The following is a 19,815-nucleotide window of genomic DNA, read 5'->3' on the forward strand; positions in this document are numbered from 1 at the left end:
TGTTCACTCATCTCTTCGCCTGTCATGCTTCCCGCCTCGCTTGAGGCTCAGAAAAGATACAGGCCATGCGTGAATCTGTCAACACCCCGCACCAGAGCCTCACTTGAGAGTCCGCGAAACGCGCCTGGGCAGTGGGTTGAGGGGAGTGGAAAGTGGGTGGCCCCAACACTGAGATCAGACCACTGGGACGCCGGACCGGAACGGACACCACCTCCGCCTCTCCTCTTCTCCCCTGCCCATCACGAAGGGCGAAGGCAGACCACCGAGCCCACTCCTCACTGCTTACTTCCCACTCCCCGCATACTGGGTCATGTTCACGATTGAATCGGCCGAGCTGCTGGTGGTGCGCCTTCCTCTGAAATTCCGGTTCGAGACGAGTTTCGGGGTGCAGACGGAGAAGGTCGTGCCGCTGCTGGTCCTGCATGGGGACGGCGTGCAGGGCGTGTCGGAGGGGACGATGGAGTTCGCGCCGATGTACCGCGAGGAGACGATCGCGGGGGCGCTGGGCTTGCTGCGGTCCGTGTTCCTGCCGCGCGTACTGGGCCGGTCCTTCGCGAATCCGGAGGCGCTGAATGACGCGCTGGGGTCGTTCCGGGGGAACCGGATGGCGCGGGCGATGGTGGAGATGGCCGCGTGGGACCTGTGGGCGCGGCAGCTGGGCGTGCCGCTGGGTCAGCTGCTGGGCGGCCGGAAGGACGCGGTGGAGGTCGGCGTGAGCCTGGGCATCCAGCCGGACGAGGCGGCGACGGTGGACGTCGTGCGCCGTCACGTGGAGCAGGGGTACCGGCGGATCAAGTTGAAGATCAAGCCCGGCTGGGACGTGCAGCCGGTGCGTGCGGTGCGGGAGGCGTTCCCGGACATCCGCCTGACGGTGGACGCGAACAGTGCGTACACGCTGGCGGACACGGGGCGGCTGCGGGCGCTGGATGCGTTCGGGTTGACGTATATCGAGCAGCCGCTGGCGTGGGATGACCTGGTGGATCACGCGCAGTTGCAGCGCAGCCTGAGCACGCCGCTGTGCCTGGACGAGAGCGTGGCGAGCGCGCAGGACGCCCGCAAGGGGCTGGCACTGGGGTCGGGCGGCGTGGTGAACGTGAAGGTGGCCCGCGTGGGCGGTCACGCGGAGGCGCGGCGGGTGCATGACGTGGCGCAGGCGTTCGGGGCGCCCGTGTGGTGCGGCGGGATGCTGGAAAGCGGGATCGGGCGGGCGCACAACATTCACCTGTCCACCCTGCCGAACTTCACGCTGCCGGGCGATACGAGCAGCGCGAGCCGTTACTGGGAGAAGGACGTGATCCTGGAGGGGCTGGAGGCGACGGACGGCCTGATGCCGGTTCCACAGGGGCCGGGGACGGGCGTGACGCTGGACCGGGAGTTCGTGTCACGCGTGGCGGAGGTGCAGGAGGAGTTCCGCGCGTGATCCGCGTGCCACTGGAGGGGCGGGCGTTCCCGCAGTGGAGTCCGCCGGGGTTCGTGATCCGCGAGGTGGTGGACCCGTGGGCGTTCCGGGCGCTGGAGGGGGTGCAGGTGGCCGCGTGGGGCTACGTGGACCGCGAGGTGACGCCGGGCACGCTGTTCCGGATCAGCGGCGTGACGGGCGGGATCGTGCTCGGCGCGTACCCGCGGGATCAGCCGGAGCAGCCTGTGGGGCTGGCGTTCGGCTTCCCGGCGCTGCGGGACGGGGGGATGTGGCATCACTCGCACCTGCTGGCGGTGGACCCGGCGTGTCGGGGGTCGGGGCTGGCGGTAGCGCTGAAGGACGTGCAGCGGCGGCTGGCGCTGGAGCAGGGCCTGACCCGCATGACGTGGACCTTCGACCCGCTGGTGACCCGGAATGCCCGCCTGAACCTGGGGAAGCTGGGGGCGGCCGCGCGGACGTACCTGCCGGACTGGTACGCGCTGGAGGAGGACCGTGCCGGGGCGTTTCCGGCGGACCGCCTGCTGATCGAGTGGGATCTGGCGCGCGGCCCAGTGGAACGCCCGGCCCCGCGACCGGAGGGCCTGCGTGTGCTGGAGGCGCGGGGGGACGCGCCGGGCGCCCCTCTGCCCCTGGAGGGCGAGGTCCTGCTGACCCCGACGCTGCTGGCGGAGGTGCCGCTGCGAGTGGACGTCCTGCCGGAGCCGGTGCGGCGGGCGTGGCGGCTGGCGCTGCGGGAGGTGCTGGGCGGGGCGCTGGCGCGGGGGTTCGTGGTGGTGGATCTGGCGCGCGAGAGGGAGCGGGCCTTTTACGTGCTGCGCCGGGAGGGTTGAGCGGCCACTGTTCAGAACCCCCAGGCCATGTTATGTTATTTACATAAGGAGGTCAGATGTTACATATTGAATTCACCACCGACCTGGGCGCCAAAGTCACCGTGGACGTCGAAAACGCCTCAGCGCTCCTCGACACCCAGCGGCAGTACGGCCGCCTCGGCTGGACCAGCGGCGAAATCCCCAGCGGCGGCTACCAGTTCCCGCTGGAGAACGAACCCGACTTCGACTGGCACCTCATCGGCGCCCGAAAGTGGACCAGCCCCGACGGCGAGGAACTCGTCATCCACAAGGGCCACGCCTACCGTCGCCGCGAACTCGAAGCGGTGGACAGCCGCAAGATGAAACTCCCCGCCGCCGTCAAATACTCCCGCGGCGCGAAGAGTACCGACCCCGAACACGTCCGCGAAAAGAGCGACGGTGAATTCGAGTACGTGACCCTCGCCATCTTCCGCGGCGGCCGCCGCCAGGACCGCTACGCCACCCCAGGCGCCCGCCCCGGCACGCCCACGCAGGCCCCCGCCCAGGCCGCGCGCCCCGCGCCCACCCGTCCGGCCCCCACGCAGGCCCGCCCCGCCCCGACCCGCGCAGACGACGAACCGCCGTTCTGAAGAGGTTGTGGGTCGTGGGCTGTGGGGTGTAGGAACACCACAGGAAAAGGGCACCCCGAACTGGCGGTGCCCTGCGTTCTTTTCCCACTCCCTACTGCCCACTTCCCACTGCCCGTTCAATCACCGAGCGCACGTCGGCGGGCTGCCAGCCTTCGGGTTTGAGGATCTTCCCGTCGGCGCGGCGCGGGCCGCTGGCCTTGGTCAGGTTCGCGCGGTGGACCTCGGCGAACACGGCGTCGGCATCCAGGCCCAGGCGGTCGAAGGCGCCGTAGGTGACGTACAGCAGGTCGGCCAGTTCATGCGCCAGGGCGGTCAGGTCGCCAGGAGCCAGGGTCTCCCCGGCGTCCAGTCGGGCGGCGAGGACCTGGAATTCGGCGTCCACCTCGGCCGCCTCCTCCTGGATGAGGGTGCGGCGCAGCGTCAGCAGGGCGCGGTCGGGGGGCGTGGGGGTGTCGCGGCGGTCCTCGCCGATGGCGTCGTGGAAGTCACGCAGGTGGCGGGCATTCGTCTTGGGGGCCTGACGGGTCATCCGGCCATGCTAGCGGCCCGGCCACAGGAAGCGGCTGCCTCCGAGGTCCGCGTCGGTGACGGTCACGCGGGTGAAGCGGCCGACTGGCCGGGGCACAGTGAGATTCAGCTCCACGCGGCGGCACACGCGTTCCCGCAAGCCGCACACGAACAGCGGGCCGCGCAGCCGCCACTCGCCGGCCGCCGGAGCGGGCACCGTCAGCCGGACCGGCAACAGCAGCCCGAAGGACTCCGGGTGCGTGAGGCTGACCGGGCCGCCCAGCCGCACGGGCAGGGGCGCGCGGCCCGGGACGTGCAGGGCCAGGGTGCTGGGCGCCTCCCGGTTCACGAGCAGGCCGCGCAGATCGAAGCGGACCTCCACGGTCACGGGCGCCGCGCCCGCCACCCCTGCCAGGGCGGTGAGGATCAGGGGCAGCATCACGCGCATGCCTGTCAGGGTAGACGGGCCGCCGCGCACAGATTGTAGCCACGACCCGCCCCGCCCCGGAGGTGAGGTCCGGGGCGGGTCGTGTGTGGTGCCGTTGGATCAGGTTGCGGGCCTTGCACCCGCGGCGCGCTGACCGTGTGGTCCGCGACCTGCTCGCGCGCCCGTTGGTGAAGAGGTGGGCGTCTCCCTCTTGGCCCCTCGCCCCCGTGGGGACGACCTCACCAGGCCGAGGCGAAGTATGCCGCGCCAGTGTCAGCGCTGCATGTGCCGGATCTACAGGTGGCCTTAAGCGAAATGGCGCAGTGGGAACACTGTTCTAGACGTCACAAAGCAGCGTGGGCCTACAGTTCCACGACGTGGTATCCGTACGCGTTGATGACCCGCGCGCCGCTCTCGGGGTCCAGGTACTCCAGTTTCTTCCCCTCGTACTCGTGGATGTGCCCGTGCACGACCAGCCTGGGCTGGCGGCGGGCCATGAACGCGCTGATGTCCGGGCAGCCCCGGTGCGCGTAGTCGCTCCCGGCGTGCGGGCCGGTGGGGGGCGCGTGCGTCAGCAGGACGTCCACGCCGCGCCGCGCCTGCCACGCCAGCCGCCCCAGTCCCCAGCGGGCCTGCGTGGGCGTGTACTGCCCCTCGCCATCCGTGCGGTAGCGGGGTACGCCGCCCCACCCAGCGATCCGCAGGCCCGCCTCCTCGATCACGCGGCCATGCGCGGCAATCACGCCGCGCGGGGGAATCCGGCCGTCGCCCTCGTTCACGTACTCGTTCTCGTGGTTGCCGTGCACGTAGATGATCGGCACGGTGAGTTTCGTCGCCAGGAACTCCAGGTAGTAGCCGGGCAGGTCCCCGGCGGCCAGCACGGCGTCCACCGCGGGCACGCCCTGCGGGAACGCGGAGCGGTACACGAACGGGTGGACGTGATCCGCCAGCACCATGACGCGCTTCCCCAGCGGGGCGCGGGACAGGGGGGGCAGGGCGGGCGGCGTCATGGTCAGGGTGGGGGTGGTCCGAGTCGGCCGGACCGGGGGGACTGCAAGTGATGGACGAGTGTACCCCCGCGCGGCACTCCGGGGAGAGGGGTCGCTAGAGCAGGTCTCCGAATTCCGGCATCAGAACCACAGATTTCTGATGCCTCCATTCTCCGTCCTGCTCAGCCAAATTCACTCGCTCCACTCGGCTATAAAGAACCCATCTTTATGGCAAATGCTCTAGCGTGCGGGCGTGCCGGTCCTCCAGACGCCCCGCCTGCTGCTGCTGCCCCTGTCCCGCGCGGTGATCACGCGCCGCCTGGAGTCCGACGCGTTCACGCTGCCCCTGCCCGGTCCGGACGGGCCTCTGGACGTGCGGTTCGGGCCGGAGTGGCCGGGCGATCCGCTCCCCGTCTTTCCGGGGATGCTGGCGGCACTGACCGGAGATGAATCGGAGGTCGCGGGGTCGTTCATCGCCGTGCGCCGGGACACCGGGGAGGCGGTCGGGATGCTGGGAACGAAAGGGCCGCCATCGCCGGAGGGGGCGCAGGAGATCGGGAACGGCTTCAACCCGGCGGTGTGGGGCCAGGGCCTCGCCACCGAGGGGGTGGGCGCGCTCGTGACGCATCTGCACGCGCAGGACGTGCGGGTCGTGACCGCCGAGACCGCCGTGGGCAATCCGGCCAGCGCGCGGGTCCTGTCGAAGCTGGGTTTCCGGCAGTTGGGCCGCGGGCACAGCGACGTGGATGGCCCGCTGATCCTGTGGGCGCACGTCGCCATCTCAGCAGCACCGCATGACCACCGCCCGGCATGAATATGCAGCTGAATACTCAGGGCGTCTCATCTGGACGCGCCGCGCGGAAATAATGTTGCAGGCGTGAGGCATACCGCCCCGGACCCCTTAGGCTGGAGTGCATGAACCTCTCGATCCTGGGTATCCCGATGGACCTCGGCGCGGGCCGCCGGGGCGTGGACATGGGCCCGTCCGCGCTGCGCAACGCTCACCTGACCCGCGCGCTGCGCGACCTCGGCCACAGCGTCACCGACCTGGGCGACGTGCGCGTGGACTTGCCCGAGAGCGTCGACAAACTGGCAGAGGGGGGCATGGTGTTCCTGGAGTCCATCCTGGACGCCTGCCAGGGCACCCGCGACCGCCTCGCGGCGCTGCCCGCGGACACCTTCCCGCTGACGATCGGCGGGGATCACAGCGTTAGCATGGGCACCGTGACGGGCAACGCGCTGCGCGGCACCCCGTCGGGCGCGCGGATGGGCCTGATCTGGGTGGACGCGCACACCGACTACAACACGCCGGGCAGCAGCCCCAGCGGCAACATTCACGGCATGCCGGTCGCGCACCTGACCGGGCTGGGCGACCCGCGCCTGACCGGGCTGGGCGGCGGCTGGCACGTCCGCCCCGAGGACATCGTCATGATCGGCATCCGCAGCGTGGACCCCCATGAACGCGACCTGCTGCGCGAGGCGGGCATCAAGGCGTACACCATGAAGGACGTGGACCAGCTGGGCATCACCCGCATCCACGAGGAGACGCTGGAGCGCCTGAGCGGCACGGAGCGGCTGCACGTGTCCTTCGACGCGGACGCGCTGGACCCCAGCGTGTGCCCCGGCGTGGGCACGCCCGTCCCCGGCGGCCTGACGTACCGCGAGGGCCACCTGCTGATGGAACTGCTGTCCGAGTCGGGCCGCGTGACGAGCATGGACATCGTGGAGGTCAACCCGATCCTGGATACCCGCAACCAGACGGCGGAGGTCATGGTGGGCATGGCCGCCAGCCTGCTCGGGCAGCGCATCCTCTGATCCTCTCCCCTATCCGGCCCCTGCCCCGCCCCGCGCGCGGCGGGGGCTTTGTGCATCGGCTCTCGACGGCCCCCCGCGTGGCGTGACATCCTGCGCGTCATGGTTGTCCTGCCCATCCGTTTCGAGCGCAGTCCCCGCCTGCACCCCATGCTGAGCGAGGTCGCGCACCCGGTGGGCACCCGCGTGGTCGTGCAGGGCAAGCGCGGCCCCGAGGTCGCCACCGTGCGCGGCGATCCCACGCCCCCCCAGTCGCAGGAGCGCTACGGCGCGGTCCTGCGCGCCGCGAGCCCCGAGGATGTGAGCCGCTGGGAGGACCTGCACCGCACCGGTGAGGACCTGAAGTGGCTGCTGCGCGCCCGCGCCCGGCAGCGCAACCTCCCGGTGAAGGTCGTGGCGGTCGAGTTCACGCTCGACGAGAGCCTCGTGACCGTCAGTTACAGCGCGGAGGAACGCATCGAACTGACCGGATTGATCAGCGAGCTGCGCGGGCACACGCGGGCGCGGGTGAACTTCGCGGCGGTCGGCCCGCGCGAGCAGGCGCAGATGATCGGCACGCTGGGCGCGTGCGGGCGGGAGAACTGCTCCTCGACGCACCTGCAGGACTTCGCGCCGGTCAGTATCCGCATGGCGCGCGACCAGCAGCTGCCCCTGAACCCGGAGAAACTGTCCGGGCCGTGCGGGCGACTGCTGTGCTGCCTGCAGTTCGAGCACACCCAGTACCTGGATCTGCTGAAGGACCTGCCGCGCAAGAACGCCCGCGTGTGCCACGAGGGCAGCGGCGCGTGCGGGAAGGTCACGAAACTGCACCCGCTGGCCGGAACGGTGGACGTCACGACCGATCAGGGCGTCCTGACCGACGTGCCCGCCGCCGAACTGCGCCGCCTGACGGACGCGGAGATCAAGGCCCTGCCCGAGAGCGGGCGGAGCGGGCCGCGTCCCGGGAAACCCGGCCGGGCAGCGCGGGAGTAACGGCGAGCCGCACGGGTGACGCTACACTCGCGGGGATGACCGCCACAGACCTGAGTGCCGTTGAAGCCACCCTGGCCGTCCCGGACGCCCTGACCCGCTGGGACGCGTACGCGCCGCGCGTGCAGGCGCTGCTGGACGCCCCGCTGAGTGCGGCGGACGTTCCCGCGTGGCTGCGCGCGTGGAGTGACCTGAGCGGCGAACTGTACAGCGTCGCGGCGAAACTCGCGACCCACGCGGACCTGCACACCGATCAGCCGCCCGTGCAGGAGCGCTACCAGACGTTCACGGGGACCGTGATGCCCGAGGCGGCGCGGGCCGAGCAGGCGCTGAAGCAGAAGCTGCTGGCCGTGCCGGACTACGTGCCGGACGCGGAGTTCGCGCTGGCGTACCGGCGCATGCGCGACGAGGCGGCGCTGTACCGCGAGGCGAACGTGGCGCTGGAGGTCACGCACGAGGAGCAGAAGAACCGCTACTCGGTCCTCACCGGGAACCAGAAGGTCACGCTGAGCGGCGAGACGCTGACCATCCCGCAGGCCAAGCAGCGGCTGGACACCCCGGACCGCGCGGGGCGCGAGGCGGCGTGGCGCGCCCTGACCGACAGCAACCTGAGCGTGGCGGCGGACCTGGACGGCGTGATGCGCGACCTGCTCGGCACCCGCTGGCAGCTGGCCCGCAACGCGGACGAGGGGAACTTCCGTGACTACCAGTGGAAGGTCCTGGACCGCGTGGACTACGCCCCGGCGGACTGCGTGGCGTTCCACGAGGCGGTGCGGGACGAGGTCGTGCCCCTGACCGCGCAGCTGGCCGGGGACATCGCCGCGCAGCTGGGCCTGGACTCGGTGCGGCCCTGGGATTACAACCGCAACAACCTCCTGGACCCGCAGGGCCGCGCGCCCCTGGCCCCCTTCCAGACGGGCGCGCAGCTGGAAGCCCTGACGCAGGTGTCCTTCGACGCGCTGGACGCCGGGCTGGGCTACCGCTTCCGGCAGATGCGCGGCGGCGGCCTGCTGGACCTCGAATCCCGCCCAGGGAAGATGACGCACGCGTACTGCCAGTACTTCCCCACGCACAACGAACCGTTCGTACTGATGAACGTGGTCGGCACCGCCGAGGACGTCCGCGTGCTGTTCCACGAGATGGGGCACGCCTTCCACGGCTTCTACAGCGGGGACGCGCAGCCCCTCGTGTGGAACCGCTGGAGTCCCATCGAGTTCGTGGAGATCCCCAGCATGGCCATGGAATTCCTGACCCTGGACCACCTCGGCCACGCCTTCAGGCCCGAGGAACTGGGCCGCTACCGCCAGAAGCAGCTCGAAGGTGTGATCGCGTTCCTGCCGTGGGCGGCGCAGATGGACGCCTTCCAGCACTGGCTGTACGCCGAGGCCCCAGAGAACGTCAGCATCGAGGCGCTGGACGCCAAGTGGCTGGAACTGGACCGCACCTTCCACCCGTTCGTGAACTGGGACGGCCTGGACGAACGCGCCCGTGCGAAGGGCTGGCAGTACTACCACGTGTTCCAGGTGCCCTTCTACTACATCGAGTACGCCATGTGTTACCTCGCGGCGACCGGCATCTGGCGCGCCGCGCAGGCGGACCCGGCGGGCGCGCTGGACCGTTACCGCGCCAGCCTGCGCCTGGGCAGCACCGTCAGCGTGCCCGAGCTGTACCGCGCGGCGGGCGTGGAGTTCCGCTTCGACCGTGAGTACATCCGGGGCCTGATGACGTTCCTGCGCGGGCAGATGCAGGCCTGAAGGCAGCAGAAGAGGGGGCCGCACAGTCAATGTGCGGCACCCCCTGTCGTGAGGATCAGTATTGGTAGGTGGTGCTCTCGGTGACGTTCACTCGCACGGTGCGGTTCGCACCGCGGTCGACCGTCAGGGTGGCGGTCGTGGCGCCCTTCACGAGCGTCCCAGTGTACCCGGTGCCGGTCTGGCGGGTCTGCTGCAGGGTGTAACCCATGCTCTGCAGGTCACGGACCTTCTGATCGAAGGCGCTGCGGGCGGGATCCTGGACGGTCGTGCCGGCGATGGCACCCAGCAGGTTGCCGATCAGGTCGAGGACCGCGTTGCCGCTGTTGACGGGAGCAGGAGCGGCAATGGGGCGGGCGAACTCGACGTTCAGGTTGGTGGTGCCGCCCGCACGGACGGTGACGGTGGTCGTGAAGTCGGTGTAGCCAGGGGCCTGCACGCGGACCGGGTAGTTCCCGGCGCGGAGGTTGCTGTACGTGACGTTCGCGCCGCCCAGTCGCTGACCATTCAGGATCACGGTGGCGTTGTTCACGTTCGTGCCGATGAACAGGCTGCCGGTGCTGACAGGGTTCTGCGCGGCAACCGTGTAAAAGGCGGTGTCACTGACCCAGCTGTTCTGCGGCAGGGGGTTGACGACGATGCTCAGCGCCTGCGCGAGTCCAGCCTGGCCGCCCTGGGTGTTCACGGTGGCGAACTGATCCTGCGCGGTCTTGAACTCACTGATCTGCGTGAGGTTCAGCGGGGTCAGGCTGGCCAGGGCCAGCACCTTGTTCTGCCCGATGGGTCCGGCGACGTCATAGGTGAAGTTGGCGCCGGGAGCGGGGAAGGTGGTGGTGGTGTTCGCCTTGACGAAGTTCTCGCCACTCAGTCGGTTGGGGAGGATCTGATCGACGCTGCCGTCGGGGTTCACGTTGAACAGGTACACGTACGCGTCGCGGTTCACGGTCGCACTGACGCTGATGGCCTCGCCGACACGGTACGCGGGGTTCTGGCTGCCGGTGGTGTCCTTGTTCACGCGGACGCTGACGTTGAGGTCCGGCTGGGTGGGGTTCACGATGATGCTCTGGGCGCTGATCTTCGCCTGGGCTCCGGCTGTGCTGAGAGCAGCGGCGGTTCCGAGGGCAAGCAGGGCAGTCAGGTTGCTTTTCATGTGGTCAAGTCTGCCGGGAGCGCGTGACGGCAGGCTGACGGCGCCTGATGGAAGCCTTGAGAGTTCAGGAAAGCGTGAAGTCCCGCCCGGCGCCCCCGCATGGCCACGCGCGAGGTGCCGGGATCAGGCCCGCGCCCCGCTCCCCGGTGAAGTTCCAGCCGGGTCAGATGTGAGGACCGTTCAGACGCGCCCACCCCGGCTGTGCCCCTGCGTGACCCCGCGCGCGATCAGGTGCGCGGCCCGTAACGGCTCCGGGATGCGGCCCGTCACCGTGAATGCCTCCAGCGCCCCCTGCGCCTGCGCCAGCGTGAGCCCGGCGCGCTGCACGAACACACCCGCGCAGGGTTCCATCGGCCCGGCCGCCTCGATCAGCGCCCACTTCCGCGCCCCGCCCGGCACGCGGTTCAGCAGCGCCGCGCGGATGCGCTCCAGGTCCGGGGCACGCCGCGCCACCACCAGCACGGCTTTTCCCGTCTGCTCGTGCAGCGCCTGCAGATCCACGACGTTGAAGCCCGCCAGCGCGATGCCCTGCAGCAGGATCAACTGCAGATGCTCCGGGGACTGATTCACCAGCCGCGCCAGTTCGGACGTACTGTTCCGCCCGTCACGCCTCACCCGGCCACTGACCACGCCATGCAGCGTGGTCCGGGCGTACACGGTCCCGACCACCGGCACGTCACCCCGCCAGTCCCGGTCGAACGGAGCGTCATCGAAGCCGATGGCATGCGCGAACACCCCCGCAGCGTAGCGCCCCGCAAGCGCCGAACTGGCCTACCCACCCCCTCCGCCATCCGGCGCATGCCGCGCTGACCGGCGGAGCGCACACTGCGGATATGACCTCCACCGCACCCCAGACCACCCCCGAGCCCCAGGCCACCCCGGCCCCCGGCTGGCCCACCCAACCCACCGTCACCCCCTTCGACCCGCACGCCGCCACCCTCGCCCAGCGCCTCGCCGTCGGCCAGCTGCTCGCCGACGCCTTCCACCACACCCACCCGGACGACCCCGCCCTCCTCCCCGAAACCGAAGCGCTCGGCCTCACCCACAGCCTCCCCACCGAACGCAAGGAACACCTCGTCGTGTGGAACGGCGACCAGGCACTGGCCTGGGGCAACGTCGAATACGACACCGAACAGAACACCCACATGGCCCACCTGCGCCTCACCGTCCACCCCACCGCCCGCCGCCGCGGCCTGGGCCGCGCCGTCATGACCGAACTCCTCAAGAGCGCCGCCGCCGCCGGCCGCCACACCCTCACCTTCGGCACCAGCAGCCGCAGCCCCGCCGGAGAAGCCTTCGCACAAGCGTACGGCGCGCAACCCGCCCTCCCCATGCGCCAGAGCCGCCTCGACCTCACCACCCTCGACCACGACCTCACCACCCGCTGGCAGACCCGCCCCCACGGCGACCCCTTCCACCTGCACCTCTGGCAACGCGTCCCCGACGAGTACCTCACCCGCGTCGCCGACATGATGATGGTCATGAACACCGCACCCCGCGGCGACCTCGAACAACACGACTGGACCATCACCCCCGACATGATCCGCTCCTGGGAAACCATGATCGAAGAAGCCAACGAAACCCGCCACATGATCGCCATCGAAGACACCCGCACCGGCAGGCTCGACGCGTACAGCGAAACCTTCTGGATGCCCGAACGCGCCACCCTCGTCTACCAGGGCGCCACCGCCGTCCGCCCCGACGCCCGCGGACAGGGCCTCGGCAAATGGGTCAAAGCCGCCATGCTCGACCACGTCCTGCACGCCTGCCCCGGCGCCCGCTGGGTCCAGACGAACAACGCCAACGAAAACGCTCCCATGCTCGGCATCAACGTCGCACTCGGCTTCACGCCGTACAGCAGCTTCACGGAGTGGCAGCTGAAACTCCGGTAACGCGGATTTGCGGATTGAGATTGAGGTCGTGTGCTTGCGCCTGCGGCGGGCCTCCCCACCCCCCAGCCCCCTACCCCAGGGGGGCAGGGGGGGCTTACGTTGCACTGGGCAAGAGTTTTGACTGGCGCGGCAGGGTTGCTGTGGGCGGTGACGTGTCCGGCTTCCACGCCATCCTCCGCCCCCCGCAAGGCCCGCGCGCTGCGCGCACGACGGCCGGTGGTGGTCTGCGGTGGCTGTCAGGGCAACATGAAGCGATCCGCTGATCGACTTTCAAAAGACAGCTGTTGCCAAAGCGAGAAAAGTAGAACCTTCCAGCACGCACCAAGTTGGCTGGCCACACAACCGTCGTAGCAGCCAAGCCCGTCGTGCGCGCAGCGCGCGGGGCGAACGCGGCGACACCGGAGGATGGCGTGTGAGGCGTGGCCGTCCCCGCCGACAGCCCCCCGATCAAGCCTGCGAAATACCTGCCGAGCGCAGCGACCGCTCCCCCTGCCCCCCTGGGGTAGGGGGCTGGGGGGTGGGGAGGCCCGCCGCAGGCGCAGCCCATCCAACTCGATTCCGGCATGTGGGGCAGCCCGCCGCCAGGCGCGCCCCTTCCCCAGTCCATCAGGCGCGAGCCATCCTCTCCCCAACCGTCCGGCGCAGTGCGAGCGCGGTGAGCAGGCTGCCCAGCGCGCCGAGCAGGAGGAGTGCGGCGGCCATGCCTGCCCCGCCGATGGCGGCCCCGACGGGCAGGCCGAGTGCGGCGATCCATTTGCTGATGGTGAACACCTGCCCGTGCGTGGCGAGGTACGCGCCGCGACGTTCCTCGGGGATCAGGTCGGAGAGGAGCGCCTGCCGGGTGGGGACGTAGAGCAGTTCGCCGATGCTGAGGATGACGGAGGCGGCGATCAGGGTGGGGAGGTGGGTGCTGTAGGCCAGTCCGGCGAAGCCGATGGCGAACAGGGCGAAGCCTGCGTGCATGGGTCGGTGGGGGTCGCGGCCGGTGAGCCAGCGGGCGACGGGGGCGGTGAGGGCGACGATGAGGAGGGTGTTGATGGCGGTGAGGACGCTGGCGGCGCGGACGCCGTCGAGGGTGAGGCCGTGCCAGTCGGCGTGGGGGAAATTCTGGGCGAGGTGCACGGCGATGTGGTTGGTGCGGGTGAATTCGATGCTGAGGATGAGGATGCCGCCGAGGACGAAGAGGAGGAAGGGGCGGTCGGTGATGACCTGCGCGTAGCTGCGCAGGAGGGGGGTGAGGCCGAGGTCTGCGCGGGCGGTGGGGCTGGCGGCGCGGGTTTCGGTCATGAGGGCGAAGCACAGCGCGGCCGTGAGGACGCTCATGCCGACGAGCAGGGCGAGCAGGAGGGTGAAGTGGTCGTGGTAGAGCCAGCCGCCGATGAGGGTGCCGATCAGGATGCTGAGGTTGACGGCCCAGTAGTTGACGGCGTACATGAAGGTGCGGGTGTCGGGGGTGCTGACGTCGACGAGCATGGCTTCGGCGGCGGGGTTGATGAGGCCGCCGGAGACGTTGACGAGGAGCAGCGCGGCGAAGGTGAGCCAGGGGTTGGGGCCGTGGAGGTTGCCGAGGAGCATGAGGGTGAAGGCGAGGAGTTTCAGGCCTTCGCCGGTCAGGAGGGTGCGGCGGCGGCCGAGGGCGTCGGCGAGGGCGCCGCCGTACAGGCCCGCGAGGAACTGCACGATGCCGGCGGCCAGCAGCAGTGTTCCGGCGAGGGCGGCGCCGAGGTGCGTGGTGAAGTAGATGGCCATGAACGGGAAGACCATGCTGCCGACGACGCGGCTGAGGAAGGACGTGGTGATGCGGGTTTTCACGTTCGGGTGCAGGGTGCGCCACATGCGTTCAGGGTGGCGTAGGTGGAAAGGGGGGAAAAAGACGCATAGTGGCGTGATGGTGTCCCCTTTTCCTGTTGATTCGCGTGTGCCGGACTGGCCGTACCTGTCGCTGCGAGCGGCGCTGCACGCGCGGGATGGGGTGCGGGACTGGCACCGGGTAACGCTGGCGGACGCGCAGACGTGGTGGGGGTGCAGTGACCGGACGGCGAAACGGCAGCTGGCGCGGTTGCACGCTTCGGGGCGGCTGGTGTACACGCCGGGGCGCGGGCGGGGGAACACGTCGCGGGTGGCGTTCGCGGGGGCGCTGGAGGGGGAACTGGCGGCCCTGACGGCGCATCTGGCGGCGGTGGGGGCGGCGGCGGATCTGGCGCGGCTCTCACGGCTGGGGTTTCCGCGCGCGTGGGTGCTGACGGACGCGGTGCGGGGCACGTTCGGGCTGGGGGTGGGTCCGGCGGGCACGGATCGCCTGCGGACGGTGGTGACGCGGCCCCTGACCAGTCTGGATCCGCTGACGGTGAACTCGGCGGCGGAGGCGCATCTGCTGACGCAGGTGCTGGATCCACTGCTGGTCTTCGATCCGGTTGTGGGAACGTTGCGGCCCCATCTGGCGCATCACTGGGGCGCGCCGGACGGGGGCCGCAGTTGGGTCTTTCACCTGCGTAAGGGCGTGCAGTTCCATCACGGGCGGACGCTGGAGGCGCAGGACGTGTGCTTCACGCTGGAGCGGGTGCGGCGCGGGGCGCCGTGGTACCTGGGCGGCGTGCTGGACGTGCGGGCGCCCACGCCGTTCACGGTGCAGGTCACGCTGACCGATCCGGACCTGTTCTTTCCGCGGCGGCTGGCGCACGAGCAGGCGCTGATCCTCCCGCGGGACGTGCCGTTCGACGAGCGCCGCCCGGTCGGGACGGGGGCGTTCCGCTGGCACGCGCTGGACGGCGGGTTCCGGCTGGAGGCCTTCGACGCGCACTTCGCGGGGCGGCCCCTGATCGACGAGGTGGAGGTCTTTCTCGTGCCGGAACTGCGTGGGGACGCGCCGCCTGCCCTGGACGTGTCGGGTGTGCCGGAGGATCCGGTCGAGCGCTGGGTCCCGGAGAACAGCGTGCAGTTCCTGATCTGGAACGCCCACCGGCCCGCCGCGCGGTCGGCGGCGCTGCGCGCGGCGGTGGTCGAGCTGCACGACATCCGCGCGTTCTGGCACGAATCGGGCCGCGCCGAGCGGCTGCTGCCGGCCACGTCGTTCCTGCCGCGCCGCAGCCTGAACCGTCCGCCGCGTGGGCACTCGCTGGCACGGGCGCAGGCGCTGCTGGCACGGGCCGCGTACGCCGGGCCGCCGCTGCGTGTGTGGGTGCTGGACCTGCCCGGCGCCCGGCAGGAGGCCGACTGGCTGGCCGCGCGGTCTGCCCGGCTGGGCCTGCCGATGCAGGTCGTTCCGGCGCCGCTGGACGCTCTGCCGAACGCCGGGGACGACGTGGATCTGGCGTTCATGGGTGAGATCGCCGGGTGGGACGAGCACCTGTCGTTCTGGTCGGCGCTGAAGCAGCCGGAGCTGCTGTTCCGCCGCCTGCTGCCTGCCGACGTGCTGCGCGACGTGGACGCGCTACTGGACGGGTACCGCGTGGCCCCCGGCGCGGAGGCGCTGGAGGCCCTGATGACCCGCGTGGAGGCGCGGCTGATGGGCGGGCATCACCTGCACCTCACGCATCACCGCGTCAAGCGCCGCGCGGTGCACCCCCTGATCCGGGACGTGCACCCGGACGCGTACGGCCGCATCGATTTCAAGCGCCTGTGGCTGGGGGACGCCCGCGCCTGACTCGCGCTGCGCTACGCTGCGGCGCATGAGGGTTGCCGTTGCGGATGTGGGGACCAATTCCAGTCACCTGTTGATCGCGGAGGCGGCGCGGGGGGACGCGGGTGGGTACCGGGTGCTGGATGCCCTGAAGGACCGGACGCGGTTGGGGGAGTGCCTGGACGGGGCGGGGAACCTGACGCCGGAGGGTGAGGATCGGCTGGCGTCGGCGTTGACGCGGTTCCGGGCGCTGGCGTCGGGGGCGGGCGTGGCGGAGGTGCACGTGTACGCGACGAGTGCGCTGCGGGAGGCGCTGAACGGGCCGGAGGTGGCGGCGCGGATGCTGGCGCGGACCGGGGTGTACCCGGCGATCATCAGTGGGGTGCGTGAGGGGGAATTGACGTACCTGGGTGCGGCGCACGCGGTGGAGCTGGGTGTGGACAGCGTGCTGCTGGATCTGGGTGGGGGGAGTCTGGAGTTCGCGCGGGGGGACGCGGCGCGCGCTTCGGACGTGCTGAGTCTGCCGCTGGGCGCGATTCGCATGCGGGACGCGTTCCTGCGCTCTGATCCGCCGGGGCGGCGGGAACTGGCGGCGCTGGAGGGCGCGGTGAGGGAGGCGCTGGCGCCGCACGTGGAGCGGTTCCGGGTGCGGCCGGGCACGCGGGTGGTGCTGTCGAGCGGTACGGCGGAGGCGGCGGCCGAGGCGATCCTGGCGCGGCGGGGCGAGGAGGCGCGCGGCGTGAACGGCACGCGCCTGAGTGTCGCGGAGCTGGGCGAGCTGCTGGAGCACGTGCGGGGGTTGAAGGGGGCGGCGCGGGCGCGGGTGCCGGGCCTGGAGCGGCGGGCGGATACGGTCGTGGCGGGGCTGGCGACGCTGCACGCGGCGCTGACGGTGCTGGGCGCGCAGGAGTTCACGGTCAGCGAGGGCGCGCTGCGCGAGGGCATGCTGATCGAGGAGCTGACGCGGCTGGAGGCGTACAGTTCGTCGATCAGTGCGCGGCAGCGCAGCGTGCTGGGCATGGCGGAGCGGTTCGGGGCGAACCTGTCGCATTCGCGGCAGGTGGCGGCGCTGGCGCGTGAGCTGCTGGCGCGGCTGCGGGCGCTGGGCGTGGACCTGGGTGCGGAGGGCGAGGCGCGCAGCGTGCTGACGGCGGCGGGGGCGCTGCACGAGGTGGGGCAGATCGTGGCGCAGAGCGCGCACCATAAGCACTCGGCGTACCTGATCCGTCACGCGGAGTTGCGGGGGTTCACGCCGCGGGAGATCGAGCTGGTGGCGCTGCTGGCCCGCTACCACCGCAAGAGTGCGCCCAGGCCGTCGCATCCGGAGTTCGCGGCGCTGAGCGAGGCGGATCAGGCGCTCGTGACGCGCTGGGTGGGCATCCTGCGGGTGGCGGATGGGCTGGACCGGTCGCATGCGGGCGCGGCGCGCGTGACGGGCCTGACCCGCACGCGTGACGGCTGGCAGCTGAGCGTGCAGGGCGCCACGCCGCTGGACCTGGAGGGCGCGCGGGAGAAGGCGGACGTGTGGGCGCGGGCGTTCGGTCCGCTGACCCTGAAGGCCGAGTAGTCCAGGCGCACGCGGGGGCGGCGGGTATGCTGGGCGGCATGAAGGACGCCTCGCCCGCCGCTCCGGCTGTCACCCCGCCAACCCTGCCGCAGAACATCCTGAGTATCCAGTCGTGGGTGGCGTACGGGCACGTGGGGAACGCCGCGGCCGTGTTTCCGCTGCAGCGCCTGGGGTTCGAGGTCTGGGCGATTCATACGGTGCAGTTCAGCAACCACACCGGGTACGGCGCGTGGACGGGCGCGCTGTTCCCGCCTGAGCAGGTCGCGGACCTGATCGACGGGATCGAGGCGCGCGGCGCGCTGGGCGGCTGCCACGCGGTCCTCAGCGGGTACATGGGCAGCGAGGGCACGGTCGCGGCGGTCGTGGACGCCGTGCGGCGGGTGCGCGTGGCGAACCCGGACGCGCTGTACGCCTGCGACCCGGTGATGGGCGACGTGGGGCGCGGGGTGTTCGTCCGCCCAGAGCTGCCGGACCTGATCGCGGCGCAGGCGATTCCGGAGGCGGATCTCGTCACGCCGAACCAGTTCGAGCTGGAACTCCTGACCGGGCACACGGTGGACACGCTGGAGCACGCGCTGGAGGCCGCCCGCGCCCTGCGGGAACGGCTGCGTGCGGGTGGGCCGCGGATCGTGGTGGTGACCAGTCTGGTCCGCAGCGGCGCGCCCGAGGAGAGCATCGAGACACTGGTCGTCACGGACGACGGCGCGTGGCTGTGCCGCACGCCCATGCTGCCGCTGGACCCGCCGCGCAACGGCACCGGGGACGCCATCGCGGCGCTGTTCCTGGGTCACTACCTGAGAGGTGGGGACGCCGCGCAGGCCCTGAGCCTCGCCATGAGTGCCCTGTATGCCCTGCTGCAGCGCACGCACGTGGCGGGGACCCGCGAGATTCAGCTGGTGGCCGCGCAGGACGAGTTCCTGAAACCCGCCCGGATGTTCGAGGCGCAGCAGGTCGGCTGACCCCACCGGGTCGGGTCAGGCGGGCTGCGCAGCGAGCAGCAGCAGTCCACTGAGGGTCACACACAGCGGGATGTACAGCCGGTCGTCCCAGCGGGCGAAGGTGGTGCCGCGCACGCGTTTGAACAGCCCCAGGTACCGGAAGTCCCCGACCGCGCGCAGGCCGAAGGCGACCCCGGCGGCCAGGGTCGCCCCACGCGCCCAGCTGAAGGTCGCGGCGAGCGGGACGAGGACGGCGCAGCTCAGCAGGGCCAGGGCGACCAGGGCGGTGGCGCCCGGTCCCGGCGTGAGCAGCGGTCCGGTGGAGGGGCCGGGTCGGCTGGGCAGCGCGGCGGTCAGTCCGGCGCGCCCGCCGAACAGCCAGTAGCCGTGCACGGCGGCCAGGACGAGCAGGATCAGGGCGGCCAGGGTGGAATACGGTGTCATGGGGTCTCCGGGATCAGGGTCAGCAGGTGAGTGCGCAGCGGCGTGGGGTCGCTGAGGGCGCCGCGGCCGCTGCGGTCGAGCAGGCCGATCAGGGCGGCGTACAGCAGTTCGGCGCGCTGCGCGGCGTCGGGGGCATTCAGGCCGCTGCGGCGCAGCTGGCGGGTCAGGAACGCCACGCGGCGGTCCTCCACGCGGGCGGTGACGACGGCGGCCTGCGGGTCGGTGCGGCTCCAGGCCAGGAACTGTGTCTCGCTGCGCAGTGAGGTGGGCGCGCCGTCGAACAGGCGGTCCAGCACGCGCTGCACGCAGGCCCGTGGGGGGCCGCCCTGCTCGGCGTGCGCGATCAGGGTGGTGTTGAGGGTCTCCCAGCGGTCCAGCAGCGTGGTCAGCAGCGCCTGACGGTCGCGGTGGTGCCAGTAGAAGCTGCCCTTGCTGACGCTCAGCGTGCGGGCCAGTCGCTCGACCCGCACGCCGTCCGGGCCGTCCTGCGCGAAGAGGTGGTACGCGGCGTGCAGCCAGTCGTCGGGGGTGAGGGTCATGAGCATCCCTACGGTACGGTCCGTCAAGCGCCGAGCACCAGACGCAGGCGTATGGTCTGCCGCCGTGCTTCCCGCCGCGGGTGGGCGGGGCGCGCTTGCCGGAGAGCGTCACATCAGTTCTCTTCTCTCTTGAGGGGCCAACCCAACTCCACTGCCCACCTTGGGCCTTCTCGGGTGCTCGCTCTGCTGCGCCGGGCGCAGAGGCCACTCGGTTCAGAGACGTTCAGGGAAACACTGCCGACCTCTGGTTTCTGCCATCAGAACCTCTGCATCCTGCTGGGCGTTCGGGTGGATGAGGACGTCATCAGGGTCCGGTCAGGGGCACCCCAATGGACGTTGGGGCAGCTCTCATG

General features: G+C 71.0%; 19 protein-coding genes. 11 read left to right on the forward strand and 8 right to left on the reverse strand.

Annotated features, from left to right (window positions below; all coding sequences use genetic code 11):
• The first annotated feature begins 310 nt into the window (after positions 1 to 310).
• Genes menC through IEY69_RS16835 form a run of 3 tightly spaced genes read left to right on the forward strand, consistent with a single transcriptional unit; the run spans position 311 to position 2,858 of the window.
• A complete protein-coding gene (gene menC, locus IEY69_RS16825; RefSeq protein WP_189074310.1) occupies positions 311 to 1,420 on the forward strand; it encodes an o-succinylbenzoate synthase in 1,110 nt (369 codons plus the stop codon).
• 5 nt (positions 1,421 to 1,425) lie between these two features.
• Positions 1,426 to 2,250 carry an acyl-CoA acyltransferase gene (locus IEY69_RS16830; RefSeq protein ID WP_229784069.1) on the forward strand — a complete coding sequence of 275 codons (825 nt, stop codon included), beginning with the start codon at positions 1,426 to 1,428 and terminating at the stop codon, positions 2,248 to 2,250.
• 56 nt (positions 2,251 to 2,306) lie between these two features.
• On the forward strand, positions 2,307 to 2,858 hold the full coding sequence (locus IEY69_RS16835; RefSeq protein WP_189074311.1) for a single-stranded DNA-binding protein: 552 nt from the start codon (positions 2,307 to 2,309) through the stop codon (positions 2,856 to 2,858).
• 91 nt (positions 2,859 to 2,949) lie between these two features.
• Here IEY69_RS16835 and IEY69_RS16840 read toward each other — a convergent pair whose 3' ends face one another.
• From IEY69_RS16840 to IEY69_RS16850, 3 genes are all read right to left on the reverse strand, one after another.
• Positions 2,950 to 3,387, reverse strand: coding sequence for a dUTP diphosphatase (locus IEY69_RS16840; protein WP_189074312.1), 438 nt, complete (start codon positions 3,385 to 3,387; stop codon positions 2,950 to 2,952).
• 9 nt (positions 3,388 to 3,396) lie between these two features.
• A complete protein-coding gene (locus tag IEY69_RS16845; RefSeq protein WP_189074313.1) occupies positions 3,397 to 3,813 on the reverse strand; it encodes a hypothetical protein in 417 nt (138 codons plus the stop codon).
• Positions 3,814 to 4,154: 341 nt separating this feature from the next.
• The gene (locus IEY69_RS16850) at positions 4,155 to 4,802 is read right to left on the reverse strand and encodes a metallophosphoesterase family protein (RefSeq protein ID WP_229784053.1); all 648 of its coding nucleotides are present in this window, start codon (positions 4,800 to 4,802) and stop codon (positions 4,155 to 4,157) included.
• 232 nt (positions 4,803 to 5,034) lie between these two features.
• Between IEY69_RS16850 and IEY69_RS16855 the strand changes: the two genes are divergently transcribed.
• The 4 genes from IEY69_RS16855 to IEY69_RS16870 all read left to right on the forward strand — a co-directional run bounded on the left by IEY69_RS16855 (position 5,035) and on the right by IEY69_RS16870 (position 9,316).
• A complete protein-coding gene (locus tag IEY69_RS16855) occupies positions 5,035 to 5,595 on the forward strand; it encodes a GNAT family N-acetyltransferase (protein WP_189074314.1) in 561 nt (186 codons plus the stop codon).
• A 101-nt stretch (positions 5,596 to 5,696) separates the two neighbouring features.
• On the forward strand, positions 5,697 to 6,596 hold the full coding sequence (rocF, locus tag IEY69_RS16860; RefSeq protein WP_189074315.1) for an arginase: 900 nt from the start codon (positions 5,697 to 5,699) through the stop codon (positions 6,594 to 6,596).
• A gap of 99 nt (positions 6,597 to 6,695) precedes the next feature.
• Complete coding sequence (locus IEY69_RS16865; protein ID WP_189074316.1) at positions 6,696 to 7,565, forward strand: PSP1 domain-containing protein; 870 nt, start codon at positions 6,696 to 6,698, stop codon at positions 7,563 to 7,565.
• Positions 7,566 to 7,600: 35 nt separating this feature from the next.
• Positions 7,601 to 9,316: a M3 family oligoendopeptidase gene (locus tag IEY69_RS16870; protein ID WP_189074317.1), complete on the forward strand. Its 1,716-nt coding sequence runs from the start codon at positions 7,601 to 7,603 to the stop codon at positions 9,314 to 9,316.
• 55 nt (positions 9,317 to 9,371) lie between these two features.
• Here the strand turns inward: IEY69_RS16870 and IEY69_RS16875 are convergent, their stop codons facing one another.
• Both IEY69_RS16875 and IEY69_RS16880 read right to left on the reverse strand, forming a co-directional pair.
• A complete protein-coding gene (locus IEY69_RS16875; protein WP_189074318.1) occupies positions 9,372 to 10,463 on the reverse strand; it encodes a DUF4384 domain-containing protein in 1,092 nt (363 codons plus the stop codon).
• Positions 10,464 to 10,643: 180 nt separating this feature from the next.
• A complete protein-coding gene (locus IEY69_RS16880; RefSeq protein ID WP_189074319.1) occupies positions 10,644 to 11,198 on the reverse strand; it encodes an endonuclease dU in 555 nt (184 codons plus the stop codon).
• 98 nt (positions 11,199 to 11,296) lie between these two features.
• On the opposite strand from IEY69_RS16880, the gene IEY69_RS16885 reads away from it, so the two are divergent.
• Positions 11,297 to 12,355: a GNAT family N-acetyltransferase gene (locus IEY69_RS16885; RefSeq protein WP_189074320.1), complete on the forward strand. Its 1,059-nt coding sequence runs from the start codon at positions 11,297 to 11,299 to the stop codon at positions 12,353 to 12,355.
• Positions 12,356 to 12,961: 606 nt separating this feature from the next.
• Here IEY69_RS16885 and IEY69_RS16890 read toward each other — a convergent pair.
• Positions 12,962 to 14,191 (reverse strand): MDR family MFS transporter, encoded by a 1,230-nt coding sequence (locus tag IEY69_RS16890; RefSeq protein WP_189074321.1) that lies wholly within the window; start codon positions 14,189 to 14,191, stop codon positions 12,962 to 12,964.
• A 52-nt stretch (positions 14,192 to 14,243) separates the two neighbouring features.
• On the opposite strand from IEY69_RS16890, the gene IEY69_RS16895 reads away from it, so the two are divergent.
• The 3 genes from IEY69_RS16895 to pdxY are packed head-to-tail and all read left to right on the forward strand — an operon-like array spanning position 14,244 to position 18,500.
• The gene (locus IEY69_RS16895) at positions 14,244 to 15,998 is read left to right on the forward strand and encodes an ABC transporter substrate-binding protein (protein WP_189074322.1); all 1,755 of its coding nucleotides are present in this window, start codon (positions 14,244 to 14,246) and stop codon (positions 15,996 to 15,998) included.
• A gap of 25 nt (positions 15,999 to 16,023) precedes the next feature.
• Positions 16,024 to 17,541, forward strand: a complete 1,518-nt coding sequence (locus IEY69_RS16900) for a Ppx/GppA phosphatase family protein (protein WP_189074323.1) — start codon at positions 16,024 to 16,026, stop codon at positions 17,539 to 17,541.
• Between the two features lie 38 nt (positions 17,542 to 17,579).
• Complete coding sequence (gene pdxY / locus IEY69_RS16905) at positions 17,580 to 18,500, forward strand: pyridoxal kinase PdxY (RefSeq protein ID WP_189074324.1); 921 nt, start codon at positions 17,580 to 17,582, stop codon at positions 18,498 to 18,500.
• 15 nt (positions 18,501 to 18,515) lie between these two features.
• Here pdxY and IEY69_RS16910 read toward each other — a convergent pair whose 3' ends face one another.
• Both IEY69_RS16910 and IEY69_RS16915 read right to left on the reverse strand, forming a co-directional pair.
• Positions 18,516 to 18,923 carry a DUF3995 domain-containing protein gene (locus tag IEY69_RS16910; protein ID WP_189074325.1) on the reverse strand — a complete coding sequence of 136 codons (408 nt, stop codon included), beginning with the start codon at positions 18,921 to 18,923 and terminating at the stop codon, positions 18,516 to 18,518.
• Positions 18,920 to 19,462, reverse strand: coding sequence for a TetR/AcrR family transcriptional regulator (locus tag IEY69_RS16915; protein ID WP_189074326.1), 543 nt, complete (start codon positions 19,460 to 19,462; stop codon positions 18,920 to 18,922). The genes IEY69_RS16910 and IEY69_RS16915 overlap by 4 nt, the downstream gene beginning before the upstream one ends.
• Positions 19,463 to 19,815 lie beyond the last annotated feature (353 nt).

The organism is Deinococcus sedimenti (genome assembly GCF_014648135.1).
GTDB lineage: Bacteria > Deinococcota > Deinococci > Deinococcales > Deinococcaceae > Deinococcus > Deinococcus sedimenti.

Coding starts and splice junctions, on each gene's coding strand:
- IEY69_RS16895 (WP_189074322.1), top strand. CDS start 14,244: ATGGTGTCCCCTTTTCCTGTTGATTCGCGTGTGCCGGACTGGCCGTAC.
- IEY69_RS16875 (WP_189074318.1), bottom strand. CDS start 10,463: ATGAAAAGCAACCTGACTGCCCTGCTTGCCCTCGGAACCGCCGCTGCT.
- IEY69_RS16870 (WP_189074317.1), top strand. CDS start 7,601: ATGACCGCCACAGACCTGAGTGCCGTTGAAGCCACCCTGGCCGTCCCG.
- IEY69_RS16835 (WP_189074311.1), top strand. CDS start 2,307: ATGTTACATATTGAATTCACCACCGACCTGGGCGCCAAAGTCACCGTG.
- pdxY (WP_189074324.1), top strand. CDS start 17,580: ATGAAGGACGCCTCGCCCGCCGCTCCGGCTGTCACCCCGCCAACCCTG.
- IEY69_RS16850 (WP_229784053.1), bottom strand. CDS start 4,802: ATGACGCCGCCCGCCCTGCCCCCCCTGTCCCGCGCCCCGCTGGGGAAG.
- IEY69_RS16885 (WP_189074320.1), top strand. CDS start 11,297: ATGACCTCCACCGCACCCCAGACCACCCCCGAGCCCCAGGCCACCCCG.
- IEY69_RS16840 (WP_189074312.1), bottom strand. CDS start 3,387: ATGACCCGTCAGGCCCCCAAGACGAATGCCCGCCACCTGCGTGACTTC.
- IEY69_RS16915 (WP_189074326.1), bottom strand. CDS start 19,462: ATGACCCTCACCCCCGACGACTGGCTGCACGCCGCGTACCACCTCTTC.
- menC (WP_189074310.1), top strand. CDS start 311: ATGTTCACGATTGAATCGGCCGAGCTGCTGGTGGTGCGCCTTCCTCTG.
- IEY69_RS16900 (WP_189074323.1), top strand. CDS start 16,024: ATGAGGGTTGCCGTTGCGGATGTGGGGACCAATTCCAGTCACCTGTTG.
- IEY69_RS16890 (WP_189074321.1), bottom strand. CDS start 14,191: ATGTGGCGCACCCTGCACCCGAACGTGAAAACCCGCATCACCACGTCC.
- IEY69_RS16910 (WP_189074325.1), bottom strand. CDS start 18,923: ATGACACCGTATTCCACCCTGGCCGCCCTGATCCTGCTCGTCCTGGCC.
- IEY69_RS16845 (WP_189074313.1), bottom strand. CDS start 3,813: ATGCGCGTGATGCTGCCCCTGATCCTCACCGCCCTGGCAGGGGTGGCG.
- rocF (WP_189074315.1), top strand. CDS start 5,697: ATGAACCTCTCGATCCTGGGTATCCCGATGGACCTCGGCGCGGGCCGC.
- IEY69_RS16865 (WP_189074316.1), top strand. CDS start 6,696: ATGGTTGTCCTGCCCATCCGTTTCGAGCGCAGTCCCCGCCTGCACCCC.